This is a genomic window from Hoeflea sp. AS16 (assembly GCF_038900095.1).
Lineage (GTDB): Bacteria > Pseudomonadota > Alphaproteobacteria > Rhizobiales > Rhizobiaceae > Hoeflea.
This window is the reverse complement of record NZ_JBBMQQ010000002.1, coordinates 589,468-603,543: the sequence shown is the minus strand read 5'-3', so window position 1 is coordinate 603,543 and position 14,076 is coordinate 589,468. Positions and strand designations below refer to the sequence as shown.

The 14,076-nt window shown below is 60.9% G+C and carries 11 protein-coding genes; 2 read left to right on the top strand and 9 right to left on the bottom strand.

Annotated elements, in window-relative coordinates:
* Positions 1–122 precede the first annotated feature (122 nt).
* From xylA to WNY80_RS08215, 3 genes are read right to left on the bottom strand one after another with little or no spacing between them, the layout of a single operon-like run.
* On the bottom strand, positions 123–1,436 hold the full coding sequence (gene xylA, locus WNY80_RS08225) for a xylose isomerase (RefSeq protein WP_342886858.1): 1,314 nt from the start codon (positions 1,434–1,436) through the stop codon (positions 123–125).
* A complete protein-coding gene (gene xylB / locus WNY80_RS08220; RefSeq protein WP_342886857.1) occupies positions 1,433–2,887 on the bottom strand; it encodes a xylulokinase in 1,455 nt (484 codons plus the stop codon). Before xylB ends, xylA begins: the two co-directional genes overlap by 4 nt.
* Before the next feature lie 48 nt (positions 2,888–2,935).
* Positions 2,936–3,958 (bottom strand): LacI family DNA-binding transcriptional regulator, encoded by a 1,023-nt coding sequence (locus WNY80_RS08215; RefSeq protein ID WP_342886856.1) that lies wholly within the window; start codon positions 3,956–3,958, stop codon positions 2,936–2,938.
* Between the two features lie 274 nt (positions 3,959–4,232).
* Between WNY80_RS08215 and gltX the strand changes: the two genes are divergently transcribed.
* Both gltX and lysS read left to right on the top strand, forming a co-directional pair.
* Complete coding sequence (gene gltX, locus WNY80_RS08210) at positions 4,233–5,705, top strand: glutamate--tRNA ligase (RefSeq protein WP_342886855.1); 1,473 nt, start codon at positions 4,233–4,235, stop codon at positions 5,703–5,705.
* Between the two features lie 4 nt (positions 5,706–5,709).
* Positions 5,710–7,206: a lysine--tRNA ligase gene (gene lysS, locus WNY80_RS08205; protein WP_342886854.1), complete on the top strand. Its 1,497-nt coding sequence runs from the start codon at positions 5,710–5,712 to the stop codon at positions 7,204–7,206.
* Between the two features lie 25 nt (positions 7,207–7,231).
* On the opposite strand, the gene WNY80_RS08200 is transcribed toward lysS, so the two are convergent.
* The 6 genes from WNY80_RS08200 to WNY80_RS08175 all read right to left on the bottom strand — a co-directional run bounded on the left by WNY80_RS08200 (position 7,232) and on the right by WNY80_RS08175 (position 13,829).
* Positions 7,232–7,873 carry a hypothetical protein gene (locus WNY80_RS08200; RefSeq protein ID WP_342886853.1) on the bottom strand — a complete coding sequence of 214 codons (642 nt, stop codon included), beginning with the start codon at positions 7,871–7,873 and terminating at the stop codon, positions 7,232–7,234.
* 97 nt (positions 7,874–7,970) lie between these two features.
* Complete coding sequence (locus tag WNY80_RS08195) at positions 7,971–9,260, bottom strand: amidohydrolase family protein (RefSeq protein WP_342886852.1); 1,290 nt, start codon at positions 9,258–9,260, stop codon at positions 7,971–7,973.
* Entirely contained in the window at positions 9,257–10,201 is a 945-nt protein-coding gene (locus WNY80_RS08190; protein ID WP_342886851.1) for an ABC transporter permease, read from the bottom strand. Before WNY80_RS08190 ends, WNY80_RS08195 begins: the two co-directional genes overlap by 4 nt.
* Position 10,202: 1 nt before the next feature.
* The gene (locus tag WNY80_RS08185; protein ID WP_342886948.1) at positions 10,203–11,252 is read right to left on the bottom strand and encodes an ABC transporter permease; all 1,050 of its coding nucleotides are present in this window, start codon (positions 11,250–11,252) and stop codon (positions 10,203–10,205) included.
* Positions 11,242–12,792 carry an ABC transporter ATP-binding protein gene (locus tag WNY80_RS08180; protein ID WP_342886850.1) on the bottom strand — a complete coding sequence of 517 codons (1,551 nt, stop codon included), beginning with the start codon at positions 12,790–12,792 and terminating at the stop codon, positions 11,242–11,244. The genes WNY80_RS08185 and WNY80_RS08180 overlap by 11 nt, the downstream gene beginning before the upstream one ends.
* Complete coding sequence (locus WNY80_RS08175; RefSeq protein WP_342886849.1) at positions 12,792–13,829, bottom strand: BMP family protein; 1,038 nt, start codon at positions 13,827–13,829, stop codon at positions 12,792–12,794. The genes WNY80_RS08180 and WNY80_RS08175 overlap by 1 nt, the downstream gene beginning before the upstream one ends.
* Between the last annotated feature and the right edge of the window lie 247 nt (positions 13,830–14,076).

Here is a 14,076-nt window from a genome sequence, read left to right as displayed (position 1 = left end):
TCCGGGATGATCAATCAGACTGGATGCCTGATTTACGCGACACAACGCCGGTACGCAAACAAAACAGGGCACAACAAAACGGCGGCCCATCGCAATGAGCCGCCGCCTGGATCAATTATCTCTCACACATAGCGGTTGACGACATTTTCCAGATATTCCTGCCGCCCGGACTTGGGCTCGGGGTTGATGTCGGCCTTGCGCACCCATTCCTCAATCTCTGCCAGCGAGAAGCCGCCGTCGAGCATTTTTTTGGCTTCCGGTTTCGACCAGCCCTTGTAACGCTCATCGACAAAACTGGTCAGCACGCCGTCCTCGACCATTTTCGCCGCCGCCTTCAAGGCCCGGGCACAGGTATCCATGCCACCGATATGGGCGTAGAGCAGGTCTTCCGGATCGAGCGACTGGCGGCGCAGCTTGGCGTCGAAATTGGTGCCGCCGGTGGAGAACCCGCCGCCCTTCAGGATGGCGTAATAGGCCAGCGCCATCTCCGGCACATTGTTGGGGAACTGGTCGGTGTCCCAGCCCGACTGATAGTCATTGCGGTTCATGTCGATCGATCCGAAGATACCCAGCGCCTGCGCCAGTTCCAGCTCGTGCTCGAAGGAATGGCCGGCTAGAATCGCGTGCCCCTGCTCGATATTGACCTTGACCTCGTTTTCGAGCCCATGCCGCTTCAGGAAGCCGTAGACGGTGGCAACGTCGTAATCATACTGATGTTTGGTCGGCTCCTGCGGCTTCGGCTCGATCAGGATCGTGCCCTTGAAGCCGATCTTGTGCTTGTACTCGACCACCAGGTTGAGGAACCGGCCGAGCTGGTCGTCCTCGCGCTTCAGGTCGGTGTTGAGCAGGGTCTCGTAGCCTTCACGCCCGCCCCACAGCACGTAGTTTGCGCCGCCAAGCTTGTGCGTGGCGTCCATGCAGGTCTTCACCGTCGCTGCGGCAAAGGCGAACACGTCAGGATCAGGATTGGTCGCTGCCCCCGACATGTAACGGCGGTTGGAGAACAGGTTGGCCGTGCCCCACAACAGCTTGACGCCGGTCGCTTCCTGCTTGCCGGCAAAATAGTCGACGATCTCTTCAAGGTTCTTGGTATTCTCGGCGAAATTCGCGCCTTCCGGACGCACGTCGGCATCATGGAAACAGTAGAACGGGCTGCCGAGCGCGGAAAACATCTCGAAGGCAACATCAGCCTTCAGCTTGGCCAGCTCCATCGAGTCTGCCGGAAACCAGGGACGCTCGAAGGTGCGGCCACCAAACGGATCGCCACCCTCCCAGGCAAAGGAGTGCCAGTAGGCGACAGCAAACCGCAGATGGTCTTCCATCCGCTTGCCCATGAGCATCTCGTCGGCATTGTAATGGCGAAAGGCCAGCGGATTGGTGCTCTCCGGCCCCTCGTACCTGATCTTGGTGACGTCTCCGAAAAATCCTGTGCTCATGACGTGGCTCCTTTGATTGCGGGATAGAGAGCGCGATACTTCAGGTATGCCTCGTCGAAGGCAGCTGTGAGATCGCGATTGGGGTGAATGGTTCTTTCCGTGGCCGGCTGAGTGCACACCGAGAAGGGATCGGCGTTTTCCGCTGCGATCAGACCAAGCCGGGCGGCTCCGAAGGCTGCGCCGAAATCGCCGCCTTCGGGTATGTCGACGGGCAGGTTCAGCACGGTGGCGAGCGCTTGCAGCCAGTAATCCGACTTCGAGCCGCCGCCGATCGCCGTGACCCGCGACAGCGATGTGCCGGCCTGCGCCAGCGCGCCCAGGCTGTCACGGAAGGCAAAGCAGACGCCTTCGAGAACCGCGCGGGTCAGGGCGGCGCGACCGGATTCATGTTCGAGACCGGTGAAGCTGCCGCGGATGGCGGCATCATTGTGCGGCGTCCGCTCGCCGGAAAGATAGGGCAGGAACATCACCGAACCCGGTGCCAGCAACACCTCGCCAAGCTCTGATGTCAGCGTTGAGGGTTTCGTCGATGTGATGCCAGCCAGCCAGTTGAGAGAATCCGTTGCCGACAGGATCACGCCCATCTGGTGCCAGGTTCCCGGCAGTGCATGACAGAACGCATGCACCGCGCTGTCGGGATTGGGCAGATAGCGGTTGTTGGCGGCAAACAGCACGCCCGAGGTCCCGAGCGAGGCGAAGGCATGGTTGTCCCCCACGGTTCCCATGCCGCAGGCCGATGCGGCATTGTCACCCGCGCCACCCGCAACCGGAATGCCTGCGGGCAAGCCCAGGTCCTTGGCCACTTCAGTGCGCAGCGCACCGGCACGCTCGGTGCCCTCGACCAGCGCAGGCATATGGCTGCGGTCAAGACCGGTAGCTGCCAGCAGAGTGTCGTCCCAGGCGCGCTTGCCGACATCGAGCCAGGACGTTCCCGCCGAATCCGACATTTCCGAGATCGCCTCGCCGGTCAGCCAGAGCCTCAGGTAGTCCTTCGGCAACAGCACCTTGGCCACACGGGCAAAGGCTTCCGGCTCATTGGCTGCCATCCATTTCAGTTTCGGCGCGGTGAAGCCGGGGAACACGATGTTCCCGGTCAATTGCCGGAACTTCGGATCCGCATCGAGCTCTGCGGCCTCGAGGTGGCTGCGCGTGTCGTTCCACAGGATGCAGGGCCGGATCACCTTGCCATCCCTGTCGATCGTCGTTGCGCCATGCATGTGACCGGACAGACCGATGCCCCTGACACCGGCCAGTTCCGATGCATGGGTTTTGCCAAGTTCCGCCAGCGCCGTCCGCGTTGCCGTGATCCAGCTGTCGGGATTTTGTTCCGACCATCCGTGATGCGGCCGTTCCACGGTCAGGGGCGCACTGGCAGAGCCAAGAATGCGCTGATTGTCATCTATCAGCAGCGCCTTCAGCGATGACGTTCCGAGATCAAGTCCGAGATACATGGCGGCAGATCCTTTCAGGAATTTGCAGGAGTGGGTCAGGACAGGAGCTCACGGAAGATTGTCCTTGAGAAAGATGTCGATGCGAATGCGTTCCTGGGCGCTCAACGGCACAAGCCCGTCGGCCCGCGCTTTCAGCACCCGGATCGCGCTGCGCACCTCATGGCCGCAATCCTGGTTGATGACGGCATCGAAAAGACCATCGGTCAAAGCCTGCCGGGAATGCTCCGTCACTTCATGGGCGACGACTGCGAGCTTTCGCTGCTCTTGACCAGACAGCGCCTCGATCAGCCCGCGCGTTCCCGCCCCGAGACTGTAGATGGCAATGATGCCATTGTCGGCCTTCAACGCCGTGGTGACAGCCTCGCTGACCCTGTCCGCCTCATCATTGGTTTCCACCGGCCCGACAATTTCAAGACCCGGAAATTCCGCGTTCAGCACTTCGGCAAAGCCTGACGCCCGGTCCATGTGGTCCGACAATTTCATCGATCCGGCCACGACCAGCACCTTTCCGGCGCGGCCTCCGCAGAACCGCCCGATCAGGCCGGCGGCTGTCCGCCCCGCTGCCAGATTGTCGATGCCGCAAAAATGAAGCCGTTGCGAACCCGGCAGATCGGAGACCAGCGTCGCGACGTGGACGCCCTTGCCCACAAGCCGGTCCACCGCGGCCGCCACTTCCGGCGTATCGGTCGCAACAAGGGCAACGCCTGTCACTTCCGCCGGATCGAGGGAATCGAGAACCCGGACGATGGCTTTCGCATCGAATGGGGGGACAGTTTCGATCCGGATGGATGTACGTTCGACAGGCGAACGCTGCATGGCGGCGCGGATCTCCGCTTCAAGCCCGCGCATGAAGCTGTTTGGTCCTCCTGGCACAATGAACACCAGCGGATAGACCCGTCGTTTCGCCAGGTTGGCAGCCGACACGTCGCGCACGTAGCCGAGCCGATGGACCGCGGCCTCGACCTTGTCGACAGTCTTCTGCCGCACCCCTGGCCGGGCATTGAGCACCCGGTCGACGGTCGCCAGACTGACCCCGGCTTCAGCCGCAATGTCATGCACGGTTGGTCGCATCCTCGCCTCCTGTCCGGTCTTCTAGAGCAATTCTTGAGGTACGTAAATCAAAATTGCATGAAGCTCCGAAACCCTCCCGTTGCGCGTCAATCGTGCCGTTGCGGGCCAACCCGCAGCCCTCATACTTGACGCAACCGGCACAATATGGCCTAAGGCAGCGCCTGCCGGTCTCCGCCGCGCCTTGCCTGGCTGTAGCGTTACCGGACAGCGATCGCAGCCGGCAAAAGCCGCCGCGCGCACTAATCAACCGGACCTGAAAGCGGGCGAACACAAAATGGCCAACACTGCAACGCGGGTGCGCATCGCACCGTCTCCGACCGGCGAACCGCATGTCGGAACCGCCTATATCGCGCTGTTCAATTATCTGTTTGCAAAGAAAAACGGTGGCGAGTTCATCCTGCGCATCGAAGACACCGATGCCGCCCGCTCGACACCGGAGTTTGAACAGAAGGTTCTCGACGCACTGAAATGGTGCGGCCTCTCATGGTCTGAAGGCCCCGATATCGGCGGCCCTTACGGCCCCTATCGGCAGAGCGAGCGCAAGGACATCTACCGTCCCTACGTCGACAAGATCGTTGAAAACGGTCACGGCTTCCGCTGCTTCTGCACGCCCGAGCGGCTCGACGAGATGCGCGCCGCCCAGCGCGCGGCCGGCAAGCCGCCAAAATATGACGGCCGCTGCCTCAACCTCACAGCCGAGGAAGTCACCGAACGGATGAACGCTGGTGAACCGTCGGTGGTCCGGATGAAGATCCCGGCCGAGGGTTCCTGCAAGTTTGTCGACGGCGTCTATGGCGAGGTCGAAATTCCCTGGGAAGCTGTCGACATGCAGGTCCTGCTCAAGGCCGACGGCATGCCGACCTATCACATGGCCAATGTGGTCGATGACCATCTGATGAAGATCACCCATGTCGCCCGCGGCGAGGAATGGCTGTCCTCGGTCCCCAAGCACATCCTGATCTACCAGTATCTCGGCCTCGAGCCACCGGTGTTCATGCACCTGTCGCTGATGCGCAATGCCGACAAGTCGAAACTGTCCAAGCGCAAGAACCCGACCTCGATTTCCTACTACGAAGCACTGGGCTTCCTGCCTGAAGCGCTGATGAACTTCCTCGGCCTGTTCTTCATCCAGATCTCCGAGGGCGAGGAACTGCTGACGATGGATCAGCTGATCGCCAATTTCGATCCGGAAAACCTCTCCAAGGCCGGTGCGATCTTCGACCTGCAGAAACTCGACTGGCTCAATGGCCGCTGGTTGCGCGAAAATGTTTCCGAAGAGGAATTCGTTTCCCGCGTTGTCGCTTGGGCCCAGGAGAACGGCCGTTTCCGCGAAGGCATGAAACTGGCGCAGTCGCGGATCACCAAACTGTCGGACCTGCCGGATCTGGCCGGCTTCCTGCTCAAGGGTGATCTCGGCCTGACCGCATCCGACTTTTCCAAGATCAAGAAGGTCCCGCTTGAAGACGTGCTGACCATCCTGCAGACGGTTCAGCCCGATCTCGAAAAGATCATCGAGTGGAATGCGGAAACCATCGAAGCGGAACTCAGGGCCATTTCCGAGCGCAGCGACATCAAGCTCAGAAACCTGCTGGCGCCGCTCTTTATTGCGGTTTCCGGATCCTCGCGGTCCTTGCCGCTTTTCGATTCCATGTCCATTCTCGGCCGCTCGGTCGTGCGCCAGCGCCTCAAGCAGGCCGAAACAGCGGTCAAGGCCGGTGTCGAAGCAGCCAAAGCAAGCAACGGGTAGAACAATGAACGACAAGACACCTGAGCCCGGCCTTTCGTCCGACGTCACAGAAGTGCGCGCGCAAAAGCTCGCCAAGCTTCGCGAGACGGTTGGCGAGGTTTATCCCGCACATTTTCACCGCACCATGACCAACCAGGAGCTTGCGGAAAAATACGCGGACATCGAACCCGACACGCTGACCGGAGACATCATCACCGTTGCCGGACGGGTCTATTCGTCACGCAATTCGGGCATGTTCATGGACCTGCATGATGCCTCCGGTAAGGTTCAGATCTTCAGCCACAAGGACACCACGCCGGAAGAGGCGCGCGCGCTTCTGCCGCTCATCGATATGGGCGACATCATCGGCGTGACCGGTGAAGTGCGGCGCACCAAGCGCGGCGAGCTGACGGTCAACGCCCACGAGATCACCATGCTGACCAAGGCGCTTCTGCCGATGCCGGAAAAATGGCACGGCGTTTCCGACGTCGAATTGCGGTACCGCAAGCGCCATCTCGACATTCTCAGCAATGAGGATTCCAAGCTCCGCTTCCAGCAACGCTCGAAGATCGTCTCCGGCATCCGCCGCTTCATGGAGGACGAGGGCTTCATGGAGATCGAGACGCCGATGCTGCATTCGGTCTATGGCGGCGCAACGGCAGAGCCATTCAAGACCCACCACAACACACTCAAGCTCGACATGTATCTCCGGATCGCGCCTGAGCTCTATCTCAAGCGGGCGCTGGTCTCGGGACTGACCGACAAGGTGTTCGAGGTCAACCGCAACTTCCGCAATGAAGGTGTGTCCACCCGGCACAATCCCGAATTCACCATGCTCGAATGCTATTGGGCCTATGCCGATTACGAGGACATCATGGGCCTCGTCGAACGGCTGTTTGAAAAGCTGGCCATTTCCATCCACGGCACCACCGAGATTGCCTACGGTGACAAGGAGCTTTCCTTCAAGGGCCCCTTCCGCCGGCTGCCGATGCCCGACGCGGTCAAGCAGGCGACCGGCATTGATTTCCGTGCCATCGATACCGACGAAGCCGCCCGCGCGGCCTCCAAGGCGGCCGGTTTTGAAATCGAAGATGACTGGACCTGGGGTGAATGCCTCGCCTTCATCTTCGAGGAAAAGGTTGAATCCACGCTCATCCAGCCGACCCATGTCACCCATTTTCCCAAGGACATTTCGCCCTTCGCCAAGGAAGTTCCAGGTGAGCCGCGTCTGGTCGAGCGTTTCGAGACCTATTGCAACGCCTGGGAACTGGGCAATGCCTTCTCCGAGCTCAACGATCCGGAAGAACAGCGCAAGCGCATGGTCGAGCAGCTGGAGCAGGCCCATGCACGCGGCGAAATCGAGAAGCAGCTTGATGACGAGTTTCTTGATGCCATCGATCAGGGCATGCCGCCCGCAGGTGGCCTCGGCATCGGCGTCGACCGCCTGATCATGCTCCTGACCAACGCACCGTCAATCCGTGACGTGATCCTGTTCCCGGCGCGCAAGAACCGCGCCGAATAGCACGAAGAAGTCCGTCAGGCGGGGATCAATGGCCGGCAGGTTTAGCCGGCTCGCCATGCCCGCCTGCGGCAACGGTCTTGGCGTCTTCGTCGACCAGATCACCATCGCAGCCTTCAATCAGCTCGATTTCGTGAGCGAGGGCTTCAATATCAGCCTGCGGCATGTCCACACGCTTGCCGAAATAGTATCCGGCGCTGGTCGGAACGGTGTTCACGTAACGCACTTCCCACGGCTGCGACACCGCAAGAGATCGGGTCGGCACCGGGGCGTAGACAATTTCGGCGCCGATCGCCGAACCGCGCAGCTCCGCCCGCGTTGCCGGGCCGCGATGGTCGGCGACCTGGACGATAACAAGATCAGGATTGATGGTTTCGGACAGGTGGCGGGCAACCCGCAAACCCGTTTTCACCCGGTCCTTGGGGTCGAGATCATTGCCTGAAATCACCGCGATCAGGCGCTTTTCCTTGCCGCGCCTGAATTCGGACTGGTAGACCGTTTTGCAGTGACCCCGGGTCTCTTCCTGAAACCCCGGGATCATGTTCGCCGGCGCAAAAACCAGTGCGGCGGTTCCCGAAGCTCCCAGTACGAACAGAAATCCGCCTGACAGCAATGCCAGCTTGCGGGAGACACGGAACAGTTTGAACAATTGACGCTTGGCAGCGGCCATAACTGAATACCCTTGACGCAGAACAACTCCACGCAATGTATCCAAACGCCCTTACGTAAGTATTAACCGTGTTTATTAAGAGGTGCGTCAGTTCGGTTCAGCGCGGTTCCGGCACCCTGAACCGGCGATCGATATCGGCTTGCCTGCCTGGAATTTCGAGCCGCATCGGCGAGCGCTCACGCCGGGCGATAACCTTTCCTCGCGCCATCACCATCAACCGCGTTGCCCGCAACCTAATCGCCTCGATCGGGTTTCCCGCATCAAGCACGACCAGGTCGGCGCGCTTGCCGACGTCAAGGCCATAGTCATCAAGCCCCATGATCGCCGCACTTTCGGTGGTCACCATCTCGTAACACCGGCGCATGTCATCCGGGCTGGTCATCTGTGCAACGTGCAAACCCATGAAGGCGACATCGAGCATGTCGGCCGTGCCCAGCGAGTACCAGGGGTCAAGCACGCAGTCCTGCCCGAAACCAACCCGGATGCCATGCTTGAGCATTTCCGGCACCCGTGTCATCCCCCGCCGCTTCGGATAGGTGTCATGCCGGCCCTGAAGCGTAATGTTGATCAGCGGGTTGGGAATGGCCGCCACTTCCGCTTCGGCAATGAGCGGCAACAGCTTGGAGACATAATAATTGTCCATCGAGTGCATCGATGTCAGATGCGATCCTGCCACCCGGCCCTGCAGCCCGAGCCGCTGGGTCTCGTAAGCCAGTTGCTCGATATGCCGCGACAGCGGATCATCGGTTTCGTCGCAATGCATGTCGACCATCAGTCCGCGCTCGGCCGCAACCTCGCAAAGCTCCGTGACCGAAGCACGGCCATCCGCCATGGTTCGCTCGAAATGCGGAATTCCGCCGACCACATCGACACCGAGATCGAGCGCCCGAAGCGTATTCGCCCGGGCTGTCGGCGAGCGGTAAAGCCCGTCCTGCGGAAACGCCACAAGTTGCAGATCGATATAGTGCGAGATCTCGCTTTTCACCTCGAGCAGCGCCTCGACGGCCAACAGCCGGTCATCGCAGACATCGACATGGGTGCGGATGGCGAGCAGCCCCATCGACGCCGCCCAGTCGCAATAGGCAAGCGCCCGTTCCTTGACCGCCTCATGGGTCAGAAGCGGCTTGAGTTCGCCCCACAGGCCAATTCCTTCAAGAAGCGTCCCGGATGCGTTGATGCGCGGCTGCCCGTAAGACAACGTTGCGTCCATGTGAAAATGCGGATCGACGAACGGCGGCGAGACCAGGTGACCGGACACATCAATCGTCTCCCCGGCCTCCGCTTCGATACCCGGAGCAATGGCCGCAATCCGCCCGTCGGCAATGGCAATGTCTGCAGCGGTTCCGTCGGGCAGCACGCCGCCCTTGAGCAAGGTGTCAAAACTCATCTCTCGCCTTTCTGATAGGGGATCATCAGCGCCTTGGGATAGGTCGCACGACGGGCGACGACAACCAGTGCCACAATCGACAGCACGAACGGCATCATCAGGAAGATCTGGTAGGGGATCACGCCGCCGGTAATCTGCTGCAGCCGCACCTGATAGGCGTCAAAGGCCGCAAACAGGATCGCCCCGATCAAGGCCTTGCCGGGCCGCCAGGATCCAAACACCACCAGCGCAATGGCAATCCAGCCGCGCCCGTTGATCATTTCGAAGAAGAAGGAGTTAAACGCAGACATGGTCAGGAACGCCCCGCCGATTGCCATCAGCGCCGACCCGGCCATCACCGCGCCCATCCGCACCGCGGTAACCGATATGCCTTGCGCCTCGACCGCGGCAGGGTTTTCACCCACCGCCCGGACGGCAACGCCAACCGGGGTACGGTGGAAAACGAACGCAACGGCGGCAACCGTGAAATAGGCAAGATAGGTCAGTGGTGTCTGGTTGAACAGCGCCGGCCCAAGCACCGGAATGTCCGACAGGACAGGAACCGCGAAGGGCTGGAACGGCTCGATCTTCGGCGGCGAGGACACTTCCGGCAACAGGATCCGGTAGGTGAAATAGGTCAGGCTCGAGGCAAGCAGTGTTACCCCGATACCGGTTACATGCTGCGACAGCCCCAGCGGCACGGTGAGAAATCCGTGCAACAGACCGAACATCGCGCCGGTCAGTGCCGCGACGAATACACCGGTCCACAGATCCCCGCCCATATAGACCGTGAACCAGCCGGAGAACGCGCCGGCCACCATGATGCCCTCGATCCCCAGATTGAGCACGCCCGCCCGCTCGCAGATCAGCTCGCCCATGGTGGCAAAGATCAGCGGCGAGGCAATCCGGATGGCGGCAACCCAGAAGCTGGCGGTGAACAGGATTTCAAAAGCCTCGTTCATGTCATCTCCAGCGCACGCGATAGCGCATCAGCATGATGGCGGCGACCATGGTCAAAAGCGACGTGGCGACCATGACCTGGGCAATGTAGCTCGGCACATTGGCGCTGCGGCTCATCGCATCGGCACCAACAAAGATCCCGGCGACGAAAATCGCCGCGGCGATCACCCCCAGCGGATTGAGCATGGCCAGCATGGCAACAACGATGCCGGTATAGCCATAGCCCGGCGACAGATCGAGCGTCAGATTGCCTTTCAAACCGGCGACTTCGGAAAAACCGGCAAGCGCCGCGAGCCCGCCCGACAAGAGCGCCGTCTTGACGATCACCCGGTTGACCGGGATGCCGGCAAACCGCGCCGCCTCGGCATTGTGTCCAACGGCGCGCATCTCGTAGCCAAGCGTGGTTTTCTTCATGATCACCCAGACCACGATTGCCGAAACGACCGCCAGGATGAAGCCGAAATGCAGCCTCTTGCCCTTGATCAGGCGTGGCAATTGCGCCTCGGCAATGACCCGCTTCGATTGCGGCCAGCCCATACCTGTCGGATCCTTCAGCGGCCCTTCGAGCAGCATCGAGACGAACAAAAGCACGATGAAATTCAAAAGCAGTGTCGTCACCACCTCGTCCACGCCGAACTTTGTCTTCAAGACCGCGGGGCCGAGCAGCGCAAGCGCACCCGTCAGCATCGCCGCGATCATGATCAGCGGGATCAGGCCCGCCGACGGCAAGGTCACCGCGCCGGTGCCGATCACCACGGTCATCACGGCACCCAGATAGAGTTGTGCTTCGGCGCCGATGTTCCAGAGTTTCGCCCGGAAGGCCACTGCCACGGCGAGCCCGGTGAAGATCAGCGGTGTCGCACGGGTCAGAGTTTCCAGCAATGCGAACTGCGATCCCGCCGCCCCTTTGAGTACAAGCCAGAAAACCGTGAGCGGCGACGCACCGGCGATCATCACCAGCACGGAAGAAAACACGATCGTCGCCAGAATTGCGCCAGCGGGCCAGAGGATGGTGGCCGCAACAGATGAGGCGGGTCTTGGCTCAAGCCGCATGGCTCGTCCCCTCTTCATGCCCGTGTCCGGCCATCAATTCACCCAGTTCCATGACTCTAAGTTCACCGCGCAAGGATGGTTTGGACAGTTGCCCACGATGGATCACCAGTATTCTGTCGGACAGCGTCTGGATTTCATCAAGATCCTCGGAAATCAGCAGCACCGCAGCCCCCCGGTCGCGCGCCTCGATCAGGCGCGCATGCACATAGGCCACCGCGCCGACATCAAGCCCGCGCGTCGGCTGGCTCGCCAGAATGATGTCGGGATCGCCGTCCAGCGCCCGGCCCAGGATCAGTTTCTGCATGTTCCCGCCCGACAACAGCCGCACCCGCGCATCCGGCGACGGGCATTTGACGTCGTAGGCCTTGATGATGTCGTTTGCGAAGGCAGCGGCGGCCTTCCAGTCGAGAAAACCGAACCGCGAAAACCGCGAACTGCGATAGGCCTCCGAGATGACGTTCTCGGCAACGCTCATGTCGCCGATCATGCCGGTGGCATGCCGGTCCTCGGGTATGCGTCCCAGCCCGCGGTCCAGCGCGGCACCTGGCGACCACCGGTCGACTGTCTCACCATGCACCAGAATTTCGCCCTCACCAGCATCCAGTGTCCCGGCAATCAGTGCGGCGAGTGCGGCCTGGCCATTGCCTGATATGCCCGCAAGGCCGGTGATCTCGCCGCCGCGCAATTGCATCGAGATCTGCTTGAGCGCCGCCCCGCCAAGCGATCGTGTGAAAACATCCCTGAGCTCGAACAGGCACGCCCCGGGCGAAGCCGGACCAATTTCGTTGACCGGCAACTGCCCGCCGACCATCAGCTCGGCCAGCTCCCGCCGCGTCGCATCGGACGTCCTGCGCTCGCCGGCGAGCTTGCCGCCGCGCAGCACCACCACGCGGTCCGAAACCGATTGCACTTCACCGAGCTTGTGCGAGATGAAGATCACCGACAGCCCCGCGGCCACCAGCTTCTTCAGCGTCGCGAACAGCGCCTCGGTTTCCATCGGCGTCAGCACTGCCGTCGGTTCGTCGAGAATGAGAATGCGCGCCTCGCGATAAAGCGCCTTGAGGATCTCGACACGCTGCCGCTCACCGACCGACAGCTCCGTGATCATCCGGTCGGGATCAACTTCGAGCCCGTAATCCGCCGCCAGCCGCCGGATCTTCTCCCGCGCGGCGGACTTGCCCAGGTTGAACGACCAGAGCGGGCGCGTGCCAAGCACGATATTTTCAAGCACAGTCATCTGGTCGGCGAGCGTAAAATGCTGGTGCACCATGCCGATCCCGGCAGCCAGCGCGGCATGCGGATCTCCGGGTGGCAGCAATGTGCCAAAAGCTTCGATCTCCCCCTCATCGGCGGTGTAATGGCCGAAAAGGATGTTCATCAGCGTTGTCTTGCCGGCACCATTCTCGCCCAGCAGCGCCACCACCTCGCCGCGTTTGAGCGACAGCGAGATAGCGTCATTGGCAACCAGCGGACCAAATCTCTTGGTGATGCCCGTGAGGCGGAGAACGGTCTCCGCCTCCGGGCTATGAGCAGCGTCCATCAGTTGGACTTTGGCTCTTCATCATTGATCGCAACTTCGAACGTGCCGGCCTTTATTTCAGCTTCGCGCTGCATCACCAGCTTCATCGCCTCTTCGGGAACCTTGCCTTCGAATGTGCCGAGCGGGGCCAGCGAACATCCGCCTTCCTTCATGAAGGAATAGACCCCGTAATTCTCGGCCTTGAACGAACCGGCCTTGACCATCTCGATGGCGTGATCGAGCGTCGGCTCGAAATGCCACAACGCCGAAGCCACCACCGTGTCGGGATAATCCGACTGGGTGTCGATCACGTTGCCGATAGCCAACACGCCCTTTTCCTTGGCCGCATCCGAAACGCCGAAGCGTTCGGCGTAGAGAATGTCCGCACCGCCATCGATCTGTGCGAACGCGGTTTCCTTGGCTTTCGGCGGGTCGAACCACGAACCGATGAAGGCGACCTGGAACTTGGTTTCCGGCGCGGTCTCCTTCACACCTGCCATGAAGGCATGCATCAGCCGGTTGACTTCCGGAATCGGGAAACCGCCAACCATGCCGATGTTCTTCGACTTGGTCATCGCACCGGCAATGATGCCGGAAAGATAGGAGGCATCCTGAATGTAGTTGTCGAACACCGCAAAATTCGGCGCATCATCCTTGGGCAGGAAACTCGACCCCATCAGATAGGCGGTTTCCGGGTAGTCGGCAGCCACCTGGCGGGCCGCATCTTCGACGGCAAACACCTCACCGATGATCAGATCATGGCCAGCTTCCGAATACTCGCGCATGACGCGCTCATAATCGTTGTTCGATGTGTTTTCCGAAAACACGTACTCGATGTCGCCGCGCGCAACAGCGGCATTGGCAGCCTTGTGAATGCGGCTCACCCACTGCTGCTCGACCGGAACGGTATAGATCGCGGCGACCTTGAGCGGGCCCTCGGCACGCGCCCTGCCCATGAAACCCGGCATGGCAAGGGCGGCGGCACCGGCAGCGGTGCCGGCAAGAACCTGACGGCGCTTGAGAAAGTGTGGACGGCTAGACGTAGTCGATTTTGTCATGGCTGACGCTCCTGTTTGACAAAGATTTTGGCTGCACCCGTCATTGTTTTTTACCAAAAGATAAAACGCGCGCCCCGCCTTGGCAACAGCGTAATACTTGCTGTGCACAATCCGTGGAACCCTGGGTTCCCGGTCTGGAAATCAGGCCAAAACCGGCCCACATGCCAGACCAGACCGGATTTTCGGTTGCGCATCATGCCCAATCCGGCACAACGGTAGCATCTGTCCACCACCCGGCTCCCGCCGG

Coding starts and splice junctions, on each gene's coding strand:
- WNY80_RS08215 (WP_342886856.1), bottom strand. CDS start 3,958: ATGCGACCAACCGTGCATGACATTGCGGCTGAAGCCGGGGTCAGTCTG.
- WNY80_RS08180 (WP_342886850.1), bottom strand. CDS start 12,792: ATGGACGCTGCTCATAGCCCGGAGGCGGAGACCGTTCTCCGCCTCACG.
- gltX (WP_342886855.1), top strand. CDS start 4,233: ATGGCCAACACTGCAACGCGGGTGCGCATCGCACCGTCTCCGACCGGC.
- WNY80_RS08175 (WP_342886849.1), bottom strand. CDS start 13,829: ATGACAAAATCGACTACGTCTAGCCGTCCACACTTTCTCAAGCGCCGT.
- lysS (WP_342886854.1), top strand. CDS start 5,710: ATGAACGACAAGACACCTGAGCCCGGCCTTTCGTCCGACGTCACAGAA.
- WNY80_RS08190 (WP_342886851.1), bottom strand. CDS start 10,201: ATGAACGAGGCTTTTGAAATCCTGTTCACCGCCAGCTTCTGGGTTGCC.
- xylA (WP_342886858.1), bottom strand. CDS start 1,436: ATGAGCACAGGATTTTTCGGAGACGTCACCAAGATCAGGTACGAGGGG.
- WNY80_RS08195 (WP_342886852.1), bottom strand. CDS start 9,260: ATGAGTTTTGACACCTTGCTCAAGGGCGGCGTGCTGCCCGACGGAACC.
- xylB (WP_342886857.1), bottom strand. CDS start 2,887: ATGTATCTCGGACTTGATCTCGGAACGTCATCGCTGAAGGCGCTGCTG.
- WNY80_RS08185 (WP_342886948.1), bottom strand. CDS start 11,252: ATGCGGCTTGAGCCAAGACCCGCCTCATCTGTTGCGGCCACCATCCTC.
- WNY80_RS08200 (WP_342886853.1), bottom strand. CDS start 7,873: ATGGCCGCTGCCAAGCGTCAATTGTTCAAACTGTTCCGTGTCTCCCGC.